A 19,375-nucleotide genomic window follows, 5' to 3' on the forward strand; every position below is an offset into this window, starting at 1 on the left:
AGGGGGCCCTTCATGAACGTGCAGAAAATCCGGCATCCGCTGGCCCTGCTGCGCGAGCAAAAGGGCATGACCCACGGCGCGTACGCGCTGCTCGTCGCCCAGACACACGCCGAACTCGGCTTCGGATCGATGGCTGGCCGCCGGGAGAAGGTCGCACGCTGGGAATCCGGTCGGATCACCCCCGAGGTCAGCGCGCAGCTCGCCATGGCTCACCTGCACGGTGTGCCGCGTACGGAGGTGGAGCGACTTGGCTGGCCGGACTGGCTCTACACCGCCACCGGTCACTCCGAGGTGCTGAGCGCGCCGTGGACCTACGGCTCCGCCGTCGAAGCCATGAACCGCATCGCCCACGCTTCGCCCAGAGCGACGGAACACCGTTACGGGGTCCTGTCCTGCGCGGACGGCATCGCGGATCTGTGTGCCGCTTGGCTCGACGGGGCCGCGGGGGCCGAGTGGCTGCCGGCGGAACGCGGCCAGCGCATCGCCGGCTCAACCGTAGCCGTCCTGGAAGACCGCCAGAAGCAGTTGCACCACCTCTACGCGGCCATCGGCGGGCGCCCGGTCCAGCCCCTGGCGGACTCGGAACTGCGGATGGTCTCGGACCTGATACGCAACGCCTCCTGCGATCAGCCCACCGGAGCCCGACTGCTGGGCCTGGCAGCGGACGCCGCGACGTTCGCGGGGTGGCTGGCGGTGGAGTCGGGTGACCAGACGCGAGCCCAGTCGGCCTTCCTCACCAGCATGCGCTGCGCCGCCGCCGCGGGCGACACCCGGCGCGGGGCGTACGCGATGCTGGTGGCCGCCAAGCAGAAGATCGACCTGTGGGATCTCGCCGGTACGTCCGCGCTGTTGGACGCGGCCCGTCGCCTGTGCGCGTCCTCTCGTCCGAGCCCCCGCATGCTGGCCTCCTTGGCCAGCACGCACGCGCTGGTCGCGGCGATGGAGGGCGACGCGGACGCCGTGGCACGGCACCTCGACGCGACATTCGACGTGTACGCCGCCGAGCGGCACGAAGACGACCTTGACTGCACGGACTGGGTGACTCCGGAGGCCATCCGGCTCCAGGCGGGCTTCGCCCATGCCTACCTCGGCGGCACGCAATTGGCGCTCGACTACCTGCTGCCCCTGTGCGACCACGCGGCGGCGGCCACAGCCATACCGGACCGGGACGGTGCCCTCGGACAGGTGCACATCGCCTTGGCGCACGCCAGTGCCGGCGACGGCGACACGGCTGTCCAGTGGGCCGTGAACATTCCGGAGTCACTGGAACGGTCTCCCTCGTTCTGCGTGGAGTCCCACTTCCAGCACCTGCTGGCAAAACTGGACGCCGACGGCCCGACACCGGTGGTCCGCGACTTCCTCCAGAGCCAACGTCACCGGATACCACGCCCTGCGGCGGCGTAATGGCCGTCCACGGGCCGGCAAGGACCAGCTCCCGCTGCTCGCCAACCTCCCGAGGCCGACCCCCGGCAGTGGCCTCACGTGTCGTCAGTTGACGCTGACCTGACTGTAGTCAGGGACGCCGAACGGGGTGAGAGAGACGTTTGACAAGCGGGAGGAATACCCCGCGGTGCCGTTCTGATACCACAGGGGCATGGACGGCATCTGCTGCGAGAGGTCCCGCTCCGCCTCCTGGAATCTGCTGACCGCCTCGGCGGGGGTGGCCGCTGCGTTGGCCTGGTCGATCAGTTCATCGAATCGAGGTCGGTGGAATCCGGTGTCGTTGGCAGCGCCGCCGGTGTAGTAGTTCGGCTGCAAGAAGTCCTGGATCAGCGGGTAGTCCATCTGCCCGGCGTACGAGAACGGCTGGGACACGGACCTGTTCGTGATCCGGTCGCGGTACTGCGCGAAGGTGGGGACCGGCTGGCCGACGCAGGCGTGGCTGTCGCCGAGTGTGTTGTTGATGCTGTGGCACACCGCGTCCACCCACTCCCTGTTGGTGCTGACGTCGGCGTTGTAGGTGATTTTCATCTGCCCGCCGGGCAGGCCTCCGCCGGCGGCGATCAGCTTGCGGGCTTCTGCCGGGTCGTACGTACAGGCCGCGCCGCACAAGCCCGGCTGATGGCCGCCGTGGCTGCCGAGCACGGGCGTGGTCCAGTCGGAGGCCGGGACGCGGGTCTGATGGAAGATCCGCTCGGTGATCATGGCGCGGTTGACGGCCATCGAGAGGCCACGGCGAAGATCCACGGCGTCGGGCCCCGACCACTGCGGGTCGTACATCGGGAACCCCAGGGTGACCAGCACTCCGGCAGGCTGGTTGACGAACCGCGGCCCCAGGTCCTGCTTGGCGTTCTTCAGATCGACCGCCGGGATGTCATGGACCACGTCCACGTTGCCGGCCAGCAGATCGGTGTAAGCGGTGTGGGTATCGGTGTAGACCCGCAGGTCGACGCCGTCGTTGCGGGCCTTGTCGGGCCCCATGTAGCCGTCCCAGGCCCGCAGCCGCATCCGTTCACCCCGGCTGTACGAGGCGACCTGGTAGGGACCGTTGCCGACGGGCTTCTTGAGCCACTGCTCGTGCTGGGTGAAGAAGAGCCGGGGCAACGGAAAGTAGGCCCAGGACCCGAGTGTGTCGGGCCACAGGGAGAACTTCTGGGAGAGGCGCACGGTGAAAGTGCGGTCATCCTGCACGGCCAGACCTGACATCGTCCGGGCGAGGGGAGCCCCGGTAGCGGGGTGCACCTTGTCGTAACCGTCGATGTAGGAGAAGAAGGATGCGGCGACCTGCTGATTCGTCCCCAACGCGCCGAAGTTCCAGGCGTCGACGAAGGAGTGTGCCGTTACCGGTTCGCCATTGGAGAAGGTCCAGCCCTGGCGCAGCCGGATGGTGTAACGCCGCTGGTCGGTGGTGGTGATCGAGTCAGCGAGGCAGTTGCGTGCCTCACCGGTCTTCGGGTCGTACTTCTTCAGCCCACGGAAGATCATGTCCAGAGCCGCGCCGCCTCGTGTCTCATACGTATTGGCCGGCTCCAGGGGCTTTTGCGGATCGCCCCAAGAGGCACTCACGATGCGGTCTTTGCCGGAATCGTCGCCGGTACCGCTGCAGGCGGCCAGAACGAGAGCGATCACCATCACCGCTGCGCCAAGCCCCGACGTGCGTGCTGCCGATCGCATACGACACTCCTCGTCCCCCACCACACCTGTCATGGGTATAGCCACCACCATGGCCGGTACGGGTGGGTGCGTGGACGAGCCGTGGAGCTGAACGGCACGGAGTGCACCCGGATGGGCGGCGGAATCTTCGGCACGGGCGAGGGGGAGGGGGCTGGTGGGGTGCTGCCGGAGGCAGTCGCCTCGCCGCGACCGCGGTGGTTTTTGCGGCATCGGCACGCTGGCTCCGCGCGGAGGCGCTGCGGGTTCATGGGGAGCGTCTCATGCGGCGGCGAGCGCTGTGGGCACCGGGGCGCTCGGCTGCGGGTGCTGCGAGGCAGGGTCTGAGGAGGGCATGATCTGCAGGCTGGCCCACATGATGTGGTGGCCCCGTGCCTGAGTGGATCCCCAGCTACTGGCCAGCGCATCGACGATGCCCAGCCCTCGTCCCGAGGTGGAGTCAGCTGCCTCACCGGTCGGCTCGGCGTCGAGATCGCAGCCCGGTCCGTGGTCGCCGACGAGGAGATGAAGCGCTTCGACGCCGTCGCTCTGGGTGACGTGCCGCAGACAGAACCAGACCGGACCAGCGCCGTGGCGGACGGCATTGGTCACCAGTTCGGAAACGATCAGGAGGCTGTCTTCTTCGAGGGCGCCGTGTCGTGCGGCGCCGAGGAAGGCGTGCACGTATCTGCGGGCCGCACCGGCGGAGCCGGGGTCCAGGGGAAGGCAATGGATGGGTGAGGACCTCAGAATGTGCCGACAGACGGGGCGAATGATCGAGCGCATGGTCTGTCTCCTTTTCCGGGAAGACATCTGTGGCGAGGGAGTGACAGTGGTCGCGGCTGCCGACGGTGTCCGCCCTGCTCCTGTCATGGCGTCTCACCGCTGGGCCCACGACCCGCCCGGTGGAGCGGGCAGCCCTGACGTGCCGGAATCGCCGTGTGGACATTCCTGCCACCGCTCGCTTGGAGAACAAAAAAGGTGGCCGGAAAAAGGAAATCGGCAAAGGGGTGGGGGTGTGTCATCTCCACGGGGTTTGAGGAAGGGGATACCGTGGCCCGCCCAATTCGTTGACAGGTGGTAATGGATGGGTGGTGGATATCCCGGATCCTGCTGGCGTCGCTGAATTCTTCGCGTATCACCATCAAAGCCCAAGCTGCGGCGTAGTCCAAGAGATTCAGGTGTGCCTCGGGTATGCCTCGGGCCCTCCTCGGCACCGGGCCCGTCGCGGTCCGGGGACGCTTCGGCGCCGACGAAGCCCCAGCGGGCGCCGGTCATGTCCAGACGGTCGCCGATCAGGTGCCCACAGGCACCCCTCGGTCGACGAGCTGGACGCGCTCGCCGGGGTCGCAGCCTGCCGGCGCGGCTGTGATGGACGTTCGGCATCAGCCACCCAGTGGCTGGCCCGTCGTCAGCAGGGCTGCCGTCGGCGGAAGGGGCGTCGCCGGGGTTCCTGGTGGCTGCGGCGTGGCAGGGCACAGCGGGGTGCCGGTTAGTGGGGTGTTCTGGCAGAGGGGGTTTGCGCTCGGGGGGAGGGGCGTCGTCGGCGGTGGCGTCGTGGTCGGGGTTGCCGGTGGCTGCGGTGCGGCAGGGCACAGCGGGGTGCCAGCTAGCGGGGTGTTCTGGCAAAGGGGATTCGTACTCGGTGGGGGGTCCTGCGCGGCCACTGCGACAGCAGTAGGGGCCGTGTGCGCGGCGGCAGCGGCGCCCGGCGTCGCCGCGATCAATCCGGCTGTCGCGAGGAGGACCAGGGGCAACAACGGATGGCTGTGACGGGGAAGCAGATGCACGGACAACACCTTCCTGAGCTGTGATGACCTGGTAGGGACACTGCGGATTACTGGACACCCTGGAGGTCTGGTTCGCTCCCTGGGTGAGCCGAACAGAGGATCCGCCCCAGCCTCCTCCTGTGGGTCAATGGCGAGGATGTGGTCGAGGGCGTGGTCGGTGAGGGCGGCCGCGGACCGTATGTACGCAGAGGCGGACCGCTGGTGGCAAACGCACAGGGGTTGGTTGGGTTGTACCAACCCAACCAACCCCTACAGAGAGCGCTCGGCGTCCGCAGCCCGCAGCCCTGACCCTGAGCTCGACCTCGGCAAAAACCCGGGACCGGTGGGCCCCTCCGTCACCCCGCGGGGCGGGGGAGAGGCCACCGGGCTCGGGGCTCGGGATCAGATCTCGCAGCTGCTCTCGGTCCCGAAGAAGGGCAGGTCCTCGGAGCAGGTGTCCGTGCCGCCACCGCCGTCCACGGTGCCGGTAGCCTCCGCGCCTACGTGGAGGTTGTCGTTGCCCGCCCCGCCCGCGACCGTGCAGTCGTTGGAGTCGACGACGTCGATGGTGTCGCCGCCGCCCTCGCCCGCAAGTGTGCTGAGGGTGCAGACGCCGACGGTGAAGGTGTCGTCACCGTCGTCGCCGTGGATGCTGGCGGCGTCGCTGAGGGTGACGGTGCTGAGGTTGGCGAAGTCCGCTCCGGAGCCGAGGTGCATATCGTCCGCGAGCACCGTGCCGAGAACGGTGACACGGTCGACGCCGCCCGCGGTGTCGATGTTGCCGGAGTCGTTGCCTGTCACGGTGACGCGGTCATCGCCGCCGCCAGTACTGATCGTCCCGAAGGAGTTGCCGAGGACTTGGACCGTGTCGTCACCGATCCCGGTGTCGAACGCCGAGCCGTCCGCGCTGCCCGCCGAGATGAAGTCGTTCCCGGCGCCGGAGTTCACGTTGCCACTGGCGTTCGCCACAATGGTGATCGTGTCGTTGCCGCCGAGACTGTTGATTGTCTGGCCGGGCAGCAGGAACAGGCAGTTGATGGTGTCGTTGCCGTTGGTCTCCGCACCCGTACATTGCGCGGGCAGGGCGGAAGCGGTCGTGGCCGAAAGCCCGACCACCCCGATGGACATGAACGCCACGGCGGCCACCCAGGCCATGCCACGACGCAGGGGAATCGCATACATCAGAGGCTCCTCTCCGCCCGGTCACCGATATACGGGGCAACCGCGCGGGACCAAGTCGAGTGCGAGGGTCCGCCGGATGGCGTGAGAGCGGGGGAAGGCGCCGTCCACGCTCGGGGCGCCACCACCACCGACGCTTGAAGTGTGCGCACGGTTTGGCTGAAAAGATGAGGCGTGCGCAACGACGCTCGGTGGTGCGATCCGGCGCCCGCACGGCCCGCGAGCGCCGTTCAACAGGGAGCCGGGCCCGGGCCCCCAGGGAAACACCCGGGATGTTGGCCCCCGGGGCGGCAGGCTCCGCTCAGCAGGTGGGCTCATGCGAGCCGTTGAGGTCCGCCCGGAGCGCATGCTCCTTCTGCCTGCCCCGTGGGCGCCGACGGGCTGTCCTGCTGGGCCGTCAGTTCCGGCGCCACAGCCGCCTCTTGGCCGAGCTTGCGATGGTATCCATCGGCTCGGCTCGCACGGGGCCATCACGTACTTCCGCTCATGCACGAGTTCGGCCACGCCTATCCGGAAAAGGATCTTCGTGTGGGGGCCTCCTCCGGCCTCGACGACCCATGAGCCGTCAGCGATCCGGAATCCCTTGCGACCGTCGGGGACCGTGACGTACGGAAGAGGGTCGTGATCCTGGAGTCACGACCCTCGTAAGCGTCCACGCATGATGGGTGTCCGATGGCAGAGTCAAACCGTCACAGGGCTGACTCTCACCACTGCTTGGTCATCCGTGTGGTGCACAGATCCTGGCTGCCGTCAGTATCGGAGACGTACAGATGCAGGTCTTTGACGTAGCTGGTAGACCAGATGTCGCCATAACCGGACCCGCCGGGGCCGACCTTCACCAGTGACTGGGCGTGGTCGTGGCCGTAGGAGTCGGTGTAGATCGCCCAGACCTCGGTGCCGTAGTTCGGGGAGCCGTCCAGGTTGTAGTCCCTGGCGAAGGGGCTGGTGAGCTTGACCCAGTACAGGCCCGTGTTCCTGATCTGACCGTAGTCGTACGTGACTGAGCCGTAGCTGCCATCACACGTTGTGTCGCCCGAATACGGGGTGGGCGAGGCCGTTGCGGAGGGCACGGCGATGCCGAGTCCGAGAGCAATGCTTGAGGCGAGGACTGCCGTCGCGCGACGAAGATTCATCAAGGGCTCCTTTGCCCGGGGTGAGAGGTGTGCGGGGTGTGAGAGGTGGTGCGTCTGTGGCATCGAACGCAGGAACCGCCGCAAGGCAACCCGTAGAAGCGCACCGGACGCGGCGACGGCCTTCCTGGAACGAATCGTGATGCCACACGCTGCTCACTTCCTCGTGTCGGAAAGCGGGCCGTTCGGCCGACTTCGAGTTTTCGGGGAAGTGTTTGCGCAGGTCAACCCGGTTCTGGTTGTCCCGAACAGTTCGGAACGACCGGCTGGACGGTCAACCGTCCGGCGCAGCAGCGCAGAGGGGTCCGGAACAGCTGGATTCTTCCTTGTCGGCCCTCCGCAGCGTTGCCAGCTTGTCCTGTGTTTCGAACAGTACGGGCAGGGGGGAGGGTCGGCAGGGATGGCTGATGTGAGGGCGCCGGATCCGCGGGGAGCGGGTACGCCGACTGAGTTCGTGCTCCATATGCAGGCCATGAAGGATTGGTCCGGCTTCACCTACCGTCAGTTGGCTGCCCGTGCCGAGGAGCGGGGCGATGTCCTGCCCGCGAGCACTTTGGCCAGTACCCTGGGCCGCCGGTCACTGCCTCGTCCGGAGGTCGTGGCCGCATTCGTGCGGGCATGCGGAGGCGGCCGCGCCGATGTCGAGGAGTGGCTTCGTGTCCTCCGTGCCGTAGCGGACGGCCATACGAACGTCCCTGCCTCAGAAGGTGGCGTGACGGGCGATCCTATGGCGGAGGACTCACCGGGACCCGACCGGGTCGGTCCTGTGGAGGGCAACCACGGGCGGCTGGGTGCCGCCCCTCGTCGCCGATTATTGGGCCTGCTTGTGGCTGTGCCGGCCCTGTTCATCCTGGTAGCCGGCAGCTACCTCCTCACCCCTCGAAACAGCGGCGAGGACGATCCCGCGGGCACGGTCCGTGCCACAGCGCCGACCGCCCGGCATTCGTCCCCCGCACAGCCAAGCCCGACGCCGGGCGTCTACCGCATCCGCTCGGCTGTCTCCTCCCTCTGCCTGTCCGAACGGGAGGGAGAGAGCGGCGGCAACGTCTACCAGTCCGAGTGCGCCACCGGCATCCCCGTCTATGCCCTGGAGCAGGCGGAAGGCGGCTCGTACCGGATTCGTTCTCTCCACCCCGTCTTTGGCTACGGCTGTCTGGGCGTCGCCAACGGAAGCACCCGCGGCGGCGCTCAGCTGATGGACGACTATTGCGGCCACCGCGGCACCGCAGAACGCTTTCGCCTCCGTCTGGCCAGCACCGCGCCGCGCCAGGGATACCGCATCATCCCTGTCCACACCGGGGCCTGTGTCTCGGTCCCCGGCCGCTCGACGCGAGAGTGGATCCCCATCCTCCAACTTCCCTGCACCGACTCCGATCCAGGACAGAGCTTCTCCTTCGACCCCGCGCTGTCCCCGACGGCGATGCCCACAATCAGCAGTCACGAGAGCCTGTCTGGGCGATCATGAGCGGAGTCAGCGGATTCAGATGACCGGCGCGGCGACGGTGACGGCATCGAGGATGACATGGCCGCGCAGCGCAGCAGTGGCCGCCCAGCCCGGTGCTGGACGGCGTCATGTGACCTGTGGGGGTGTCTCAGCCCAAGGCGTCTCGGGCGGTGCAGCTCCCATAGACGAGACGAGACCTGACGGGCGTCGCGGCCACGTGCCGCAGCGGCCGCTCAGAGGTGGCCGTCCAGGAACTTATGTACCTCGGCGATGGTCATAGGCCCCGTGCCGTGCGCCACCGCCTCTCCCTCCTTGAGCAGGACGCAGGACGGGGCTCCGGTGATCCCGTATCGCTCGGTTGCGGCCGGACAACGCGTGATGTCGACGCGGACGGCCGTCAGGCGGCCCGTGTAGTCGTCGGCGATGCCACCCACGGCGAGGTCCATCACCCGGCAGGGCTCGATGGCCTTGGGCCATGTCCCGGTGAAGTATGCGAGGACCGGAACTCCGCTCATCCCGAGGATGAAATTGAACTCCGCGTCCTCACGGGGTCGGTGAACCCGGTTTGCCATGCAAGCTCCTGACCTCGCGTTCCGTCATTCCCTCCCCATCATCCCTCGCGCGGTGTGCCAGGCCGGCCCGGTCGGTCGTCCGGTTGGCCTGTCGGAAGGCAGGCACGGGGCCGTCGCAGAACCACGGTGGTCCCCGGCGCGAGCGGCCCGCCCCCCCCGCCCCTGGTGACCCGGCCTGGCCGCCGCCAGCCGATGGCACCAAGAACGAGGCACGATTCCTGGACCGCTCGCGGACGCCGCCGTGGACGGTCGAAGTACGCGTCAGCTGACCCGAAGACCGACCGCCAGCGTCAGTTCAAGGACCCGGTGTGGCGATGCGAGATCCGGAAACAGCTCCCGCAGCTGCGACATCCGGTACCGGACGGTCTGGGGATGGACGAACAACGTCGCCGCCACCTCGTCCCGCCTGCCCTGGTGCAGCAGCCACGCCCGCAACGTCTCCTCCAGCCGCCGTGCGGTCGCGACAGGCAAGGTCCGCAACGGTGCGAGGGCTCGGGCACGCAGGTCTGCGAACGCGTCCACGTCGGCGCTCAGCACCAGCTCGGGCAGGTGTTCCTCGGTGTCGCGGATATCGGAGGAGAGGGAGCGCGCGCGTGCGGCTCGTGCGTACGAGGCGGACGCACGAGTCCATGGCCGGGCCGGGCCGACCACGGCGGTGCGGTCGGTCAGCTGCCGCAAGAGATGCGATCGGTCGGCATCGGGGACGAGCAGCACACCGGTGGCGTCCGGCAGATCGTCGAGAACGAGGGTGCTCGGGTCGAGCACGCGGTAGGCAGGCCGGGCCTGGGCAGCGGGCAGCAGGACCGCGGTGAGCGAAACCGGAGGCTGCCACCCGGCCCGTTGAGCAGAGACCAGCAGCACGTCCGGGCTCGCGCCGGCGAGGAGGTCGCGGGCCAGGTGTTCCAGGTGGAGCTCGTGGGCCCTGCCCCGGGCGGCCAGTTCGTCGGCGTGGCCCGCGGCGCTCGCGGCGGAGAGCTCGTCGATGTGGGCGAAGGTCAGCTCCGCGAACTTGGCGACCTCGGCGGCGGGCAGACCTGCGGGTACGGCACCCGCTGCCAGGCATCGCCAGGCCACGCGGGCGCCGACGCGGTAGGCGCTGAGCAGGGCGTCCATCGAACGGCCGTCGCGGACCTCGCCGCGGCCCAGCTCGTAGGCTGCGTCGCCGCCGTCGCCGCCCGTGGCCTTCCCGCTCGCGAGGTCCAGGTAGTGCCCCAGGGCGGTGCGGACGGCTCGGCGGATGGTGCCGCCCATGCGGCCCGAAAGGGCGTTGGCGTAGGGAGGGACCTCGTCGATGATCGCCTGGACGACCTCGTCGGCGGTGGTCTTCAGCGCGGCCCGGAGTGCGGTGGCCGTCGTCTCGTCCAGGGCCAGATCGGTGACTCTCCGGATTGGGTGGCTCACGTTTTATTCCCTACGAACAATTCAGCCGACCAGATTTACGTCCTGCGGTCAGGACTTTACGCCTTGAGGCGCATCAAGCTGGAGTCATGACGAGTGCAGCCCTCCGCAGTAGGGCGTGGAAACTGCTGGAGATGGTCACGACACCGCTGCTGCCGTCGGACTACCTCGACCTGGTCAGCCCGCTGCGTGCGGGCGCTGACCTGCGTGGGCGCATCGAGTCCGTGCACCCCGAGACGGGTGACGCCGCGACCATCGTGATCAGGCCGGGACGGGGCTGGCGCGGCCACACGGCCGGTCAGTACGTGCGGATCGGGGTCGACGTCGACGGGGTGCGCCTGTGGCGTGCCTACTCGGTCACCTCGCCGACAGACCGCCAGGACGGCCGCGTCACAATCACCGTGAAGGCGATCCCGGACGGCAAGGTCAGCAACCACCTGGTCCGCAGGACGAAACCCGGCACGCTGATCCAGCTCGACCAGGCGACCGGTGACTTCGTACTGCCGCAGGCCAAGCCCGCCAAGGTGCTCTACCTGACGGCCGGCAGCGGCATCACACCCGTGATGGGCATGCTGCGCGACACCGAGTTCGACGACGTCGTCATGGTCCACTCCGCGCCACAGCCGCAGGACGTGATCTTCCGCAACGAACTGCACGACCTGGTCGCGGACAAGAAGCTGCGTCTCACCGAGCTGCACACGGACACTGACGGCATCCTCGACATCGCCAGTCTCGACGAGCTCGTGCCCGACTGGACCGAGCGCGAGACCTGGGCCTGCGGGCCCGCGGGCCTGCTCGACGCCGCCGAAAAGCACTGGACCGAGCACGGCGTCCAAGAGCGGCTGCACACCGAACGCTTCCGCCCAAGCATCGTCGTCGCCGGTGACGGCGGCGAGGTCACGTTCAGCACCACCGGCAAGACCGTCGACGCGGACGGCGCCACGCCGTTGCTGGACGTCGGCGAGGAGGCCGGCGTGCTCATGCCGTCCGGGTGCCGCATGGGCATCTGCTTCGGCTGCGTCACGCCGCTCAAGACGGGCGCCGTCCGTGACCTGCGCACCGGCGAGATCACCGAGGCCGAGCCGGGCGTCCTCATCCAGACCTGCGTGTCCGCCGCGGCGGGCCCCTGCGACATCGAACGGTAGGAGCACCTTGACCGCCATCGACCCCACCGCCCACCTGACCGCGGAGCAGATCGAGGAGCTCGGCCGCGAGCTGGACGCGATCCGCGACGAGGTGATCGCCAGCCGGGGCGAGAAGGACGCTGCCTACATCCGCAAGGTCATCTCGGCGCAGCGCAAGCTCGAGCTGGTCAGCAGGGGCGTGCTGCTGTTCTCGATCTTCCCGCCGGCGTGGCTGCTCGGCACCGCCGGTCTGTCCGTGGCGAAGATCATGGACAACATGGAGATCGGCCACAACGTCCTGCACGGCCAGTGGGACTGGATGCGGGACCCGAAGATCCACTCCACCACCTGGGAGTGGGATCACGTCTCGCCGTCCGAGCAGTGGAAGCACTCGCACAACGAGCTGCACCACACGTACACCAACGTGATCGGCAAGGACAACGACCTCGGCTACGGCATCATGCGCGTCGACGAGGACCAGCGGTGGCACCCGATCCACCTCGGCCAGCCGCTGTGGAACTTCATCAACGCCTGCTTCTTCGAATACGGCATCGCAGCGTACGACCTGGAGCTCGGCAGGAACCTGAGCAAGCGCCGCCGCAAGAACCCGGAGTTCCGCGCCCGGGCCAAGGCCGTGGGCCGCAAGATCCGCAAGCAGGTGCTCAAGGACTACGTGATCCACCCGCTGCTGTCGGGCCCGTCGTTCCTCCCCACGCTCGCCGCCACGTTCACCGCGAACCTGGTCCGCAACATCTGGTCCCACTCGGTGATCATGTGCGGGCACTTCCCCGAGGGCGTGCAGGTCTTCGAGCGCCGGTCGATCAAGGGCGAAACGCGCGGCCAGTGGTACCTGCGCCAGATGATGGGCTCGGCGAACATCAGCGGCAGCAAGGCCATGCACTTCATGACCGGCAACCTCTCGCACCAGATCGAGCACCACCTGTTCCCGGACCTGCCGAGCAACCGGTACGCCGAGGTCGCGGTGAAGGTGCGCGCGCTGTTCGAGAAGTACGAGCTGGAGTACGTCACCGGGCCGCTGCCCAAGCAAGTGTTCTCCGCGTGGCACAAGGTCTTCCGGCTCTCGCTGCCGAACAAGAAGCCCAAGGTCAAGACGCCGGACCGCGAGCAGGAGCTCGTCGCGGCCTGATTCCCGGTATTGGTTCAGATCTTTCGGCCGTACCGGCGGCACCGACGGATTCGATGAGATCCGTTGCGGACGGTGGGCGGCCGCGACATCAGACCGTACGACACGGGACCCGGGCAGCCCGGTGTCCGGCTGCGCCGCCTGGACGTGCGCCAGGAGCTCAGCACACACCCTGGTCTCCGTGCGCCGCTGCGCCGCCCTGTTGCGACAGGGCGACGGTGGCGATCTTTCACCCCCACTCGCAGGCCCCACCCCAGGCGACCAGGGTCAACCATGAGCCCTACCAGGCGGTTCGCCCGCCGCGACCGACGAAGCTGGGCCCGCTGACCGAGACGGGGAGCAACTCGTCGAACATGCCTGGGACGTGCTGAACAGCCTTCCGATCGACACCTCGTGAGAGAGATGAGCAAGTGATTATCGGCTGTTGATTGGCATGCGCTGAGGTAGGCGGGTCAAGTAGTGGCCGGTCTAGGGGTGTGGATGAAAACAAGAAGGGCCCGAATACGGCCGAGAGCGCGGCTGGTGTCCGCCGCCCTCGTCGCCGCGCTGATGGCGGGACTGCTCGGGGTGGTGGGTGCCGGCGCCCCTGCTGCGCAGGCAGCGGTGACCGGTCTGCGCACCACGACGTTCAACATGCAGAACTCGCCCAACTATTGGGAGAGGATTCAGGGGTTACTGGGAGAGGCCAATGCTCCGCAGGTCGTGGCGCTCCAGGAGGTCGGGAAGTTTGAGCCGCCCGGCTACGACTGCAATGACTCTCACGATTTCATCAGCAGAGGACGGGAGCAGATAGCTTATTCTGTGCATAAATGCACAGCAGCCGGTGGCTACTTCTACTACTTCCTCGAAACCCGAGTGGCCAAAACTAAAGGGCAGAACATTGCTTTTTTCGTCGATCGGGACATTGCTCTCAATGATGCAAACATCCGTGTGATCGGCCGGGTGGGTGCTATTGGTAACGATAGAAAGAACCCTAAGCCCATGCTCGGGATTCGGGTAGCTGACACCTGGCTGTACAGCGCTCACGGAGAGAACGGGGGCAGTGACGCGTCCAAGTTGGTCGAAGCGGCTCACGAAGACGCGGGCGCTGACGACTGGGCCGTGATGGGGGACTTCAACCGTGAGTCGCACGAGTGGACGCAGGAAGAGTTGCAGCCGCTCGGGGCTCGTGTGATCGCCACGGATTTGCCCACCCGCGAGGACAAAGTACTCGACTACATGGTCGCAGACGAGGACAGCAGCCTCGGTGTCCATCCGCAGCGCATCGAGGATCTCAAGTCTGACCACTGGGCAGTGCGGTTCGGCACCGACTGTGCTCCTGTGGCCAGGCCGAGGGCTCTGCCGAAGGCGAGTGCCGTGGGCGGTTCGTGCACGGGAAGGCCGCCCGCCATCGTCTCGATGGGCGACAGCTACATCTCCGGTGAGGGCGGCCGATGGGCGGGCAACGCGCTCACCAAGCCGGAAGGGGACGTGTGGGGCACCGACCGGAAGTCGATGTGCCAGAGCGGGCAGGACTGTGTGTACGACACGACATCCTATGACGGCGGTAATCGCTGCGACCGGTCGGACGTGGCTCCCATCAAGGGAGTTGAGTTCGAGGGGATTCCCGCAGAACGCCGGTTCAACCTCGCCTGTTCGGGGGCGACGACCGAGCACATTGTCTCGGAGTCGTTCAAGGGCGAGAAGCCCCAGGTTCAGCAGCTCCAAGATCTGGCCCGGCAATATGACGTCCGGATGATCGTGCTGTCCATCGGCGGCAACGACCTGAAGTTCAGCGAGATCGTCCAGGCGTGTGCGAAATCCTATCTGGAGGATTCGGTGGGAAACCTCGATCCCCCAGTGCGGTGGCAGTGCTCCAGCACCCGGGAGAAGGCGTTTGCCGGTGCGCTCGACGGCGTCCGGGCCGCTGTGACCAAGAGCTTGATGGAGATCCGTCGCGTGATGAGGGCAGCGGGTCAGTCGGACTACCGGCTGGTGCTGCAGTCGTATCCCAACGTGCTCCCCAAGAGCTCCGAGTACCGGTACGGCGAAGGTGCGTTCAGCTTCCCCCGGTACACCAGCGGCGGATGTCCGTTCCGCGACACCGACTCCGACTGGGCCCGTGAATCCGTCGTACCCCGGATCAGCAGCATGCTGCGGGCAGCCGCGGGGACAGCCGGAGCAAAGTTCCTGGACGTGCAGAACGCCTTCGCCGGGCACGAGCTGTGCGCCAAGTCCGCCGAACAGGCGACGGACGCGAACAGCAACAGCAGTCCTCTTCCGGCGGACAAAGCCGAATGGGTCCGCTGGGTCCCCTATCTCAGCAACTGGACCAAGGCCTGGTTCGAGGGCAAGGCGCAGGGGGACCAGCAGGAGGCGATTCACCCCAACGCCTTCGGGCAGCGAGCGCTGGCATCGTGCCTGTCCGGGTTGGGCCAGGCACTGGCGCAGAACGACGTTGCCGCCTACGAATGCGGCGGATCGGACGGCGGCACGAAGACCAGCCCGCTCAAGGGCGAGCGTGAGGGAGTCGTCCGGTTGCGCAATGCCCGCACCGGGGAGGTCCTGGACTCCGCGGGGGCGCGCGACGACGCCTACCTCATCACCTCCCGGGACCAAGCCTCGGACAGCCAGCGGTGGCTGCTGCGCAACGCCGGCACGGGGCGAATCTCGCTGCAGGCACAGCACAACGGCCGCTACCTCGACACCTGGAGCAGCTGGACCTATCTGGGCAAGGAGCGTGCCTGGTTCCTGTCACGCCGTGACGACGACGGCCGCATCGCACTGTCCCTCGACCAAGGCCGGGCAGCAAGCACCTGTCTGGCACAGAACCCGGGCAAGGAATCACAGGGGAAGAAGTGGGTCAGCCACGACCCCTGTCCGCACGTCATGGAGGACCAGTACTGGTACATCGATTATCCAGCCGATGTGGTCATCACCCCGCGGGACCCGGCCGCTGGCACGGAGCCACGCGACGGCCGGCGCATGGAGCTGAGGTCGGCCACCGGCATGGCGATGGACCTCCAGGGCAGCAACACCGCGAGCGGCACCAGCGTGCAGGCCTACGTGCCCAATGAATCCGAGGCGCAGCGCTGGGTGCTGCGGTCGCTGGGCGGAGGGAACTGGCGGATCAACGCGGCCGCGAAGCCGGACATGGCGGTTGACCACGATCCCGGACCCCACCGCACTCACCTGATCGAGACCCGGGAGGGCAACGCAAACCAGGTGTGGCAGGCCCGGAGCTCGGGTGGCGGCTGGTACACCCTGGTCAGCGCGGCCGACGGCCGCTGTCTGAGCGCTGAAGAGGCGGGACGGCCACTGGAGTTGGTGGCCTGCGAGTCGGAGAGCCAGAAGCAGCGGTGGAAGTTCAGGGAGTCGGGGGCCGGACTGGCCGTCAGTACGATCAGGGGGCTCGAGGGCAAGTGCGTCGAGCCGCGCGGTGGCAATCGAGACGACCGCACGCCGATACGTCTGGCGACCTGCACAGGTTCGGACGGTCAGGGCTGGACGGCGGCCGGAGACGGCACGCTGCAGGCTCTGGCGAAGTGTTTGGACGTCGATGGCGGGCGCACGGACAACCGCGCTCCGGTTCAGCTGTACGCGTGCAACGGCGGTGCTGCCCAGCGGTGGGTGTACAGCGCCCGGCAGGAACTGCGCAACCCCGGCTCCGGCAAGTGCCTGGACGTACCCGGATCGGATACCGCTCAGGCGCTGCAGATCAATGACTGCAACGGCAGCGACGCCCAGAAGTGGCAGATGTCCGCCCCGCCGATCGGCCAGCCCGACGGCGGCGACGCGGGCGATCCGTTCGACACGTCGCAGGACGACCGCGGCACCAAACCCGCCGCCGCAGGAGACTGCCGACCGGAGGGTATGGCGCAGACCGAGGGCGTGGCGGCGCGCTACTGCGACGTGTACGACGGATCAGGCCGTGAGTGGGTCGGCAACAATCGCACGCGGCGTTTGGTGGGCTACTTCACCGGGTGGCGTGCGGGGACGAACGGCGACCCGAAGTACCTGGCGTCGAACATTCCGTGGTCGAAGGTGAGCCATGTCAACTATGCGTTCGCCCGTGTGGACAACGACCGGATCAGCATTGGTGATCCGAACGACCCGCACAACCCTGCGACCGGCATGACCTGGCCGGGTGACAAGAACGCCATGGACAGCTCGCTTCCGTACAAGGGGCACTTCAACCTGCTGAACAGCTACAAGAAGAAGCACCCGGCCGTGAAGACGCTGATCTCGGTGGGCGGCTGGGCGGACACCCGGAACTTCTACGCCATGACCACCAACGCCGACGGCAGTGTGAACCAGGCGGGCATCGACACGTTCGCCGACTCGGTCACCGCGTTCCTGGACCGGTACGGGTTCAACGGGGTGGACGTCGACTACGAGTACCCGACCGCCCTGCCCAACACGGGCAACCCCAAGGACTGGGACGTCTCCAACCCCCGCCGCAAGGGGTTGCAGCAGGGATACAACGCGCTGATGAAGACGCTCCGGGAAAAGCTGGACAGGGCGGGCTCGGACAAGGGGCGCTACTACCTGCTGACCTCTGCGGGCTCCTCCTCCGGCTATCTCGTGCGCGGCTTGGACGCCGGCCAGGCGCTGCAGTACCAGGACTTCGTCAACGTGATGACGTACGACCTGCACGGCTCCTGGAACAAGTACGTCGGCCCGCAGGCCCCGCTCTACGACGACGGGAAGGACAGCGAGCTGGCCGACGCCGGCATCTACGACGACAAGAGGGCCGACACCAAGGACTTCCAGAAGCACGGCTACTTCAACACCGATTGGGCGTACCACTACTACCGCGGCGCGCTCCCGGCGGGCCGCATCAACCTCGGCGTCCCGTACTACTCCCGGGGCTGGCGGGACGTGCAGGGCGGCTCGGACGGGCTGTGGGGGACGGCGGCGATGCCGGAACAGTCCCAGTGCCCGCTGGGTACCGGAGGCAGGGGACCGGCGAACGCCCAGGCGTGCGGGCTCGGCGCTGTCGGCATCGACAATGTGTGGCACGACACCGAGAACGAGCGCGAGGTCGGGGCCGGGTCGAACCCGCTGTGGCACACGAAGAACCTCCAGGCCGGTATCACACCCGGCTATCTCCGGTCCTACGGCGTCGACCCCGACAGCGCCGAAGGCCGACTGAGCGGCACGTATGCCGAAAAGTACTCGGATGAGCTCCAGGCACCCTGGCTGTGGAACGCGACCAAGCGGGTGTTCCTGTCCACCGAGAACGAGAAGTCCATCGATGCCAAGAGCCAGTACATCGCCGACAAGGGCATTGGTGGCGCGATGATCTGGGAACTCGCCGGAGACTACACCCAGCGTGCCGGCGGGGAGTGGGGGATGGGCTATGACCTCACCACCCGGCTGGACAACGCCCTCAAGAGCTCCGCGGCATACGGGAACACGAAGGCGGGGGGCCGACAACAGCCGAGGGAGGTGATCGACGTGACGGCGCAGCTGGTGGACTTCCCCACCGGGAAGGACGACTTCTATCCGATCCAGCCGAAGCTGCGGATCACCAACAACACCGGCGTCACCCTCGCCCAGGGCACCGAGATCTCCCTCGACCTGCCCACCTCCACGCCGCCGGTGGTCAAGGACAACGACTACAAGGAGATCAAGGGCCTCACCCCCGGCCACACCGGCCCCAACGCGGGAGGCCTGAAGGGTGACTTCCACCGTCTCACGCTCACCCTCGGCTACTGCGAGGACCTGGCACCGGGCAAATCCCGGGACATCGACCTGAAGTACTACCTGCCCGTCACCGGGCCGTCCAACATCACCTTCACGATGGGCGGCAAGGAGTACGGCTCCACCGGCGACCGGCGCCGCGACGTCTCGGCGGTCAACCCTCCCGCGCCCAGCACAGGAGCCGAATGCCAGGCGGCCACCTGGAAGCAGGGGCAGGTCTACCGGCCCGACGGCGGGCGGCTGTGGCGGATGTATGACAAGGGCGACAAGGGCTGGATGTTCGAGTACGGCGACAGCCCGTCAGGAAAGTCCATGATGATCGACAACAACCCCGACCAGTCCCGCGTGCACCTCGTGGAGCTCATGGACCAAAACCCCAACCAGTACTGGAAGATACAGTCCGCAGGCGGCGGCACGTACACCGTCAGCAGTGGTGAACGCTGCATGACCGCGACCGCCGCGCGCAAGGACATCGCCTCGGTCGGCTGCGACGGGCGAGCCGAGCAGAAGTGGAGACTGGTCCCCATCGCCGACAACGGCAGTGAAGGAGCACCCGGCGCGCCCAAACACAACGGCGTGTTCAAGCTGCGCTCCCTGGTCGGCGGCAACGACCTGGAGGTCGCCGGCGGCACGACCGACCAAGGCACGCACATTCTCACCGGTGACGCGAAGGCCTCGACAGCGGCCTTCGTGAAGCACCAGGGCTACTACTGGTACGCCCAGTGGTACACCACCGCCGAACCCGGCACGGCCGAGGCGAACGGCGGCAAGCCGTGGAGGCGGCTCAGCCCCGCCCCGTAACCCCTCGGGAAAGCACACTCATATCGAGCAGACCGGGCC

The 19,375-nt window shown here is 67.5% G+C and carries 11 protein-coding genes; 5 read left to right on the top strand and 6 right to left on the bottom strand.

The window, feature by feature from the left end; translation table 11 throughout:
* The first annotated feature begins 12 nt into the window (after positions 1-12).
* Positions 13-1,404 carry a helix-turn-helix domain-containing protein gene (locus A8W25_RS00455; RefSeq protein ID WP_067153935.1) on the top strand — a complete coding sequence of 464 codons (1,392 nt, stop codon included), beginning with the start codon at positions 13-15 and terminating at the stop codon, positions 1,402-1,404.
* An 84-nt stretch (positions 1,405-1,488) separates the two neighbouring features.
* Here the strand turns inward: A8W25_RS00455 and A8W25_RS00460 are convergent, their stop codons facing one another.
* From A8W25_RS00460 to A8W25_RS00475, 4 genes are all read right to left on the bottom strand, one after another.
* Entirely contained in the window at positions 1,489-3,114 is a 1,626-nt protein-coding gene (locus tag A8W25_RS00460; RefSeq protein ID WP_067153937.1) for a peptide ABC transporter substrate-binding protein, read from the bottom strand.
* A 258-nt stretch (positions 3,115-3,372) separates the two neighbouring features.
* Entirely contained in the window at positions 3,373-3,876 is a 504-nt protein-coding gene (locus tag A8W25_RS00465; protein ID WP_067153940.1) for an ATP-binding protein, read from the bottom strand.
* A 1,385-nt stretch (positions 3,877-5,261) separates the two neighbouring features.
* Positions 5,262-6,041: a hypothetical protein gene (locus A8W25_RS00470; protein ID WP_158942330.1), complete on the bottom strand. Its 780-nt coding sequence runs from the start codon at positions 6,039-6,041 to the stop codon at positions 5,262-5,264.
* 701 nt (positions 6,042-6,742) lie between these two features.
* Positions 6,743-7,171, bottom strand: a complete 429-nt coding sequence (locus tag A8W25_RS00475) for a hypothetical protein (protein ID WP_067153946.1) — start codon at positions 7,169-7,171, stop codon at positions 6,743-6,745.
* A 397-nt stretch (positions 7,172-7,568) separates the two neighbouring features.
* Between A8W25_RS00475 and A8W25_RS33770 the strand changes: the two genes are divergently transcribed.
* On the top strand, positions 7,569-8,633 hold the full coding sequence (locus A8W25_RS33770; protein ID WP_158942332.1) for an XRE family transcriptional regulator: 1,065 nt from the start codon (positions 7,569-7,571) through the stop codon (positions 8,631-8,633).
* A gap of 212 nt (positions 8,634-8,845) precedes the next feature.
* Here the strand turns inward: A8W25_RS33770 and A8W25_RS00485 are convergent, their stop codons facing one another.
* Together A8W25_RS00485 and A8W25_RS00490 are read right to left on the bottom strand one after the other, a co-directional pair.
* The gene (locus A8W25_RS00485) at positions 8,846-9,184 is read right to left on the bottom strand and encodes a thioredoxin family protein (protein ID WP_067153951.1); all 339 of its coding nucleotides are present in this window, start codon (positions 9,182-9,184) and stop codon (positions 8,846-8,848) included.
* A 261-nt stretch (positions 9,185-9,445) separates the two neighbouring features.
* The gene (locus tag A8W25_RS00490) at positions 9,446-10,585 is read right to left on the bottom strand and encodes a helix-turn-helix domain-containing protein (protein ID WP_067153953.1); all 1,140 of its coding nucleotides are present in this window, start codon (positions 10,583-10,585) and stop codon (positions 9,446-9,448) included.
* Between the two features lie 86 nt (positions 10,586-10,671).
* On the opposite strand from A8W25_RS00490, the gene A8W25_RS00495 reads away from it, so the two are divergent.
* From A8W25_RS00495 to A8W25_RS00505, 3 genes are all read left to right on the top strand, one after another.
* On the top strand, positions 10,672-11,727 hold the full coding sequence (locus tag A8W25_RS00495; RefSeq protein WP_067153956.1) for a ferredoxin reductase: 1,056 nt from the start codon (positions 10,672-10,674) through the stop codon (positions 11,725-11,727).
* Between the two features lie 7 nt (positions 11,728-11,734).
* On the top strand, positions 11,735-12,853 hold the full coding sequence (locus tag A8W25_RS00500; protein WP_067153960.1) for a fatty acid desaturase family protein: 1,119 nt from the start codon (positions 11,735-11,737) through the stop codon (positions 12,851-12,853).
* Between the two features lie 519 nt (positions 12,854-13,372).
* Positions 13,373-19,336, top strand: a complete 5,964-nt coding sequence (locus tag A8W25_RS00505) for a glycosyl hydrolase family 18 protein (protein ID WP_158942334.1) — start codon at positions 13,373-13,375, stop codon at positions 19,334-19,336.
* Positions 19,337-19,375 lie beyond the last annotated feature (39 nt).

The sequence above is a fragment of the Streptomyces sp. ERV7 genome (assembly GCF_001653515.1).
Lineage (GTDB): Bacteria > Actinomycetota > Actinomycetes > Streptomycetales > Streptomycetaceae > Streptomyces.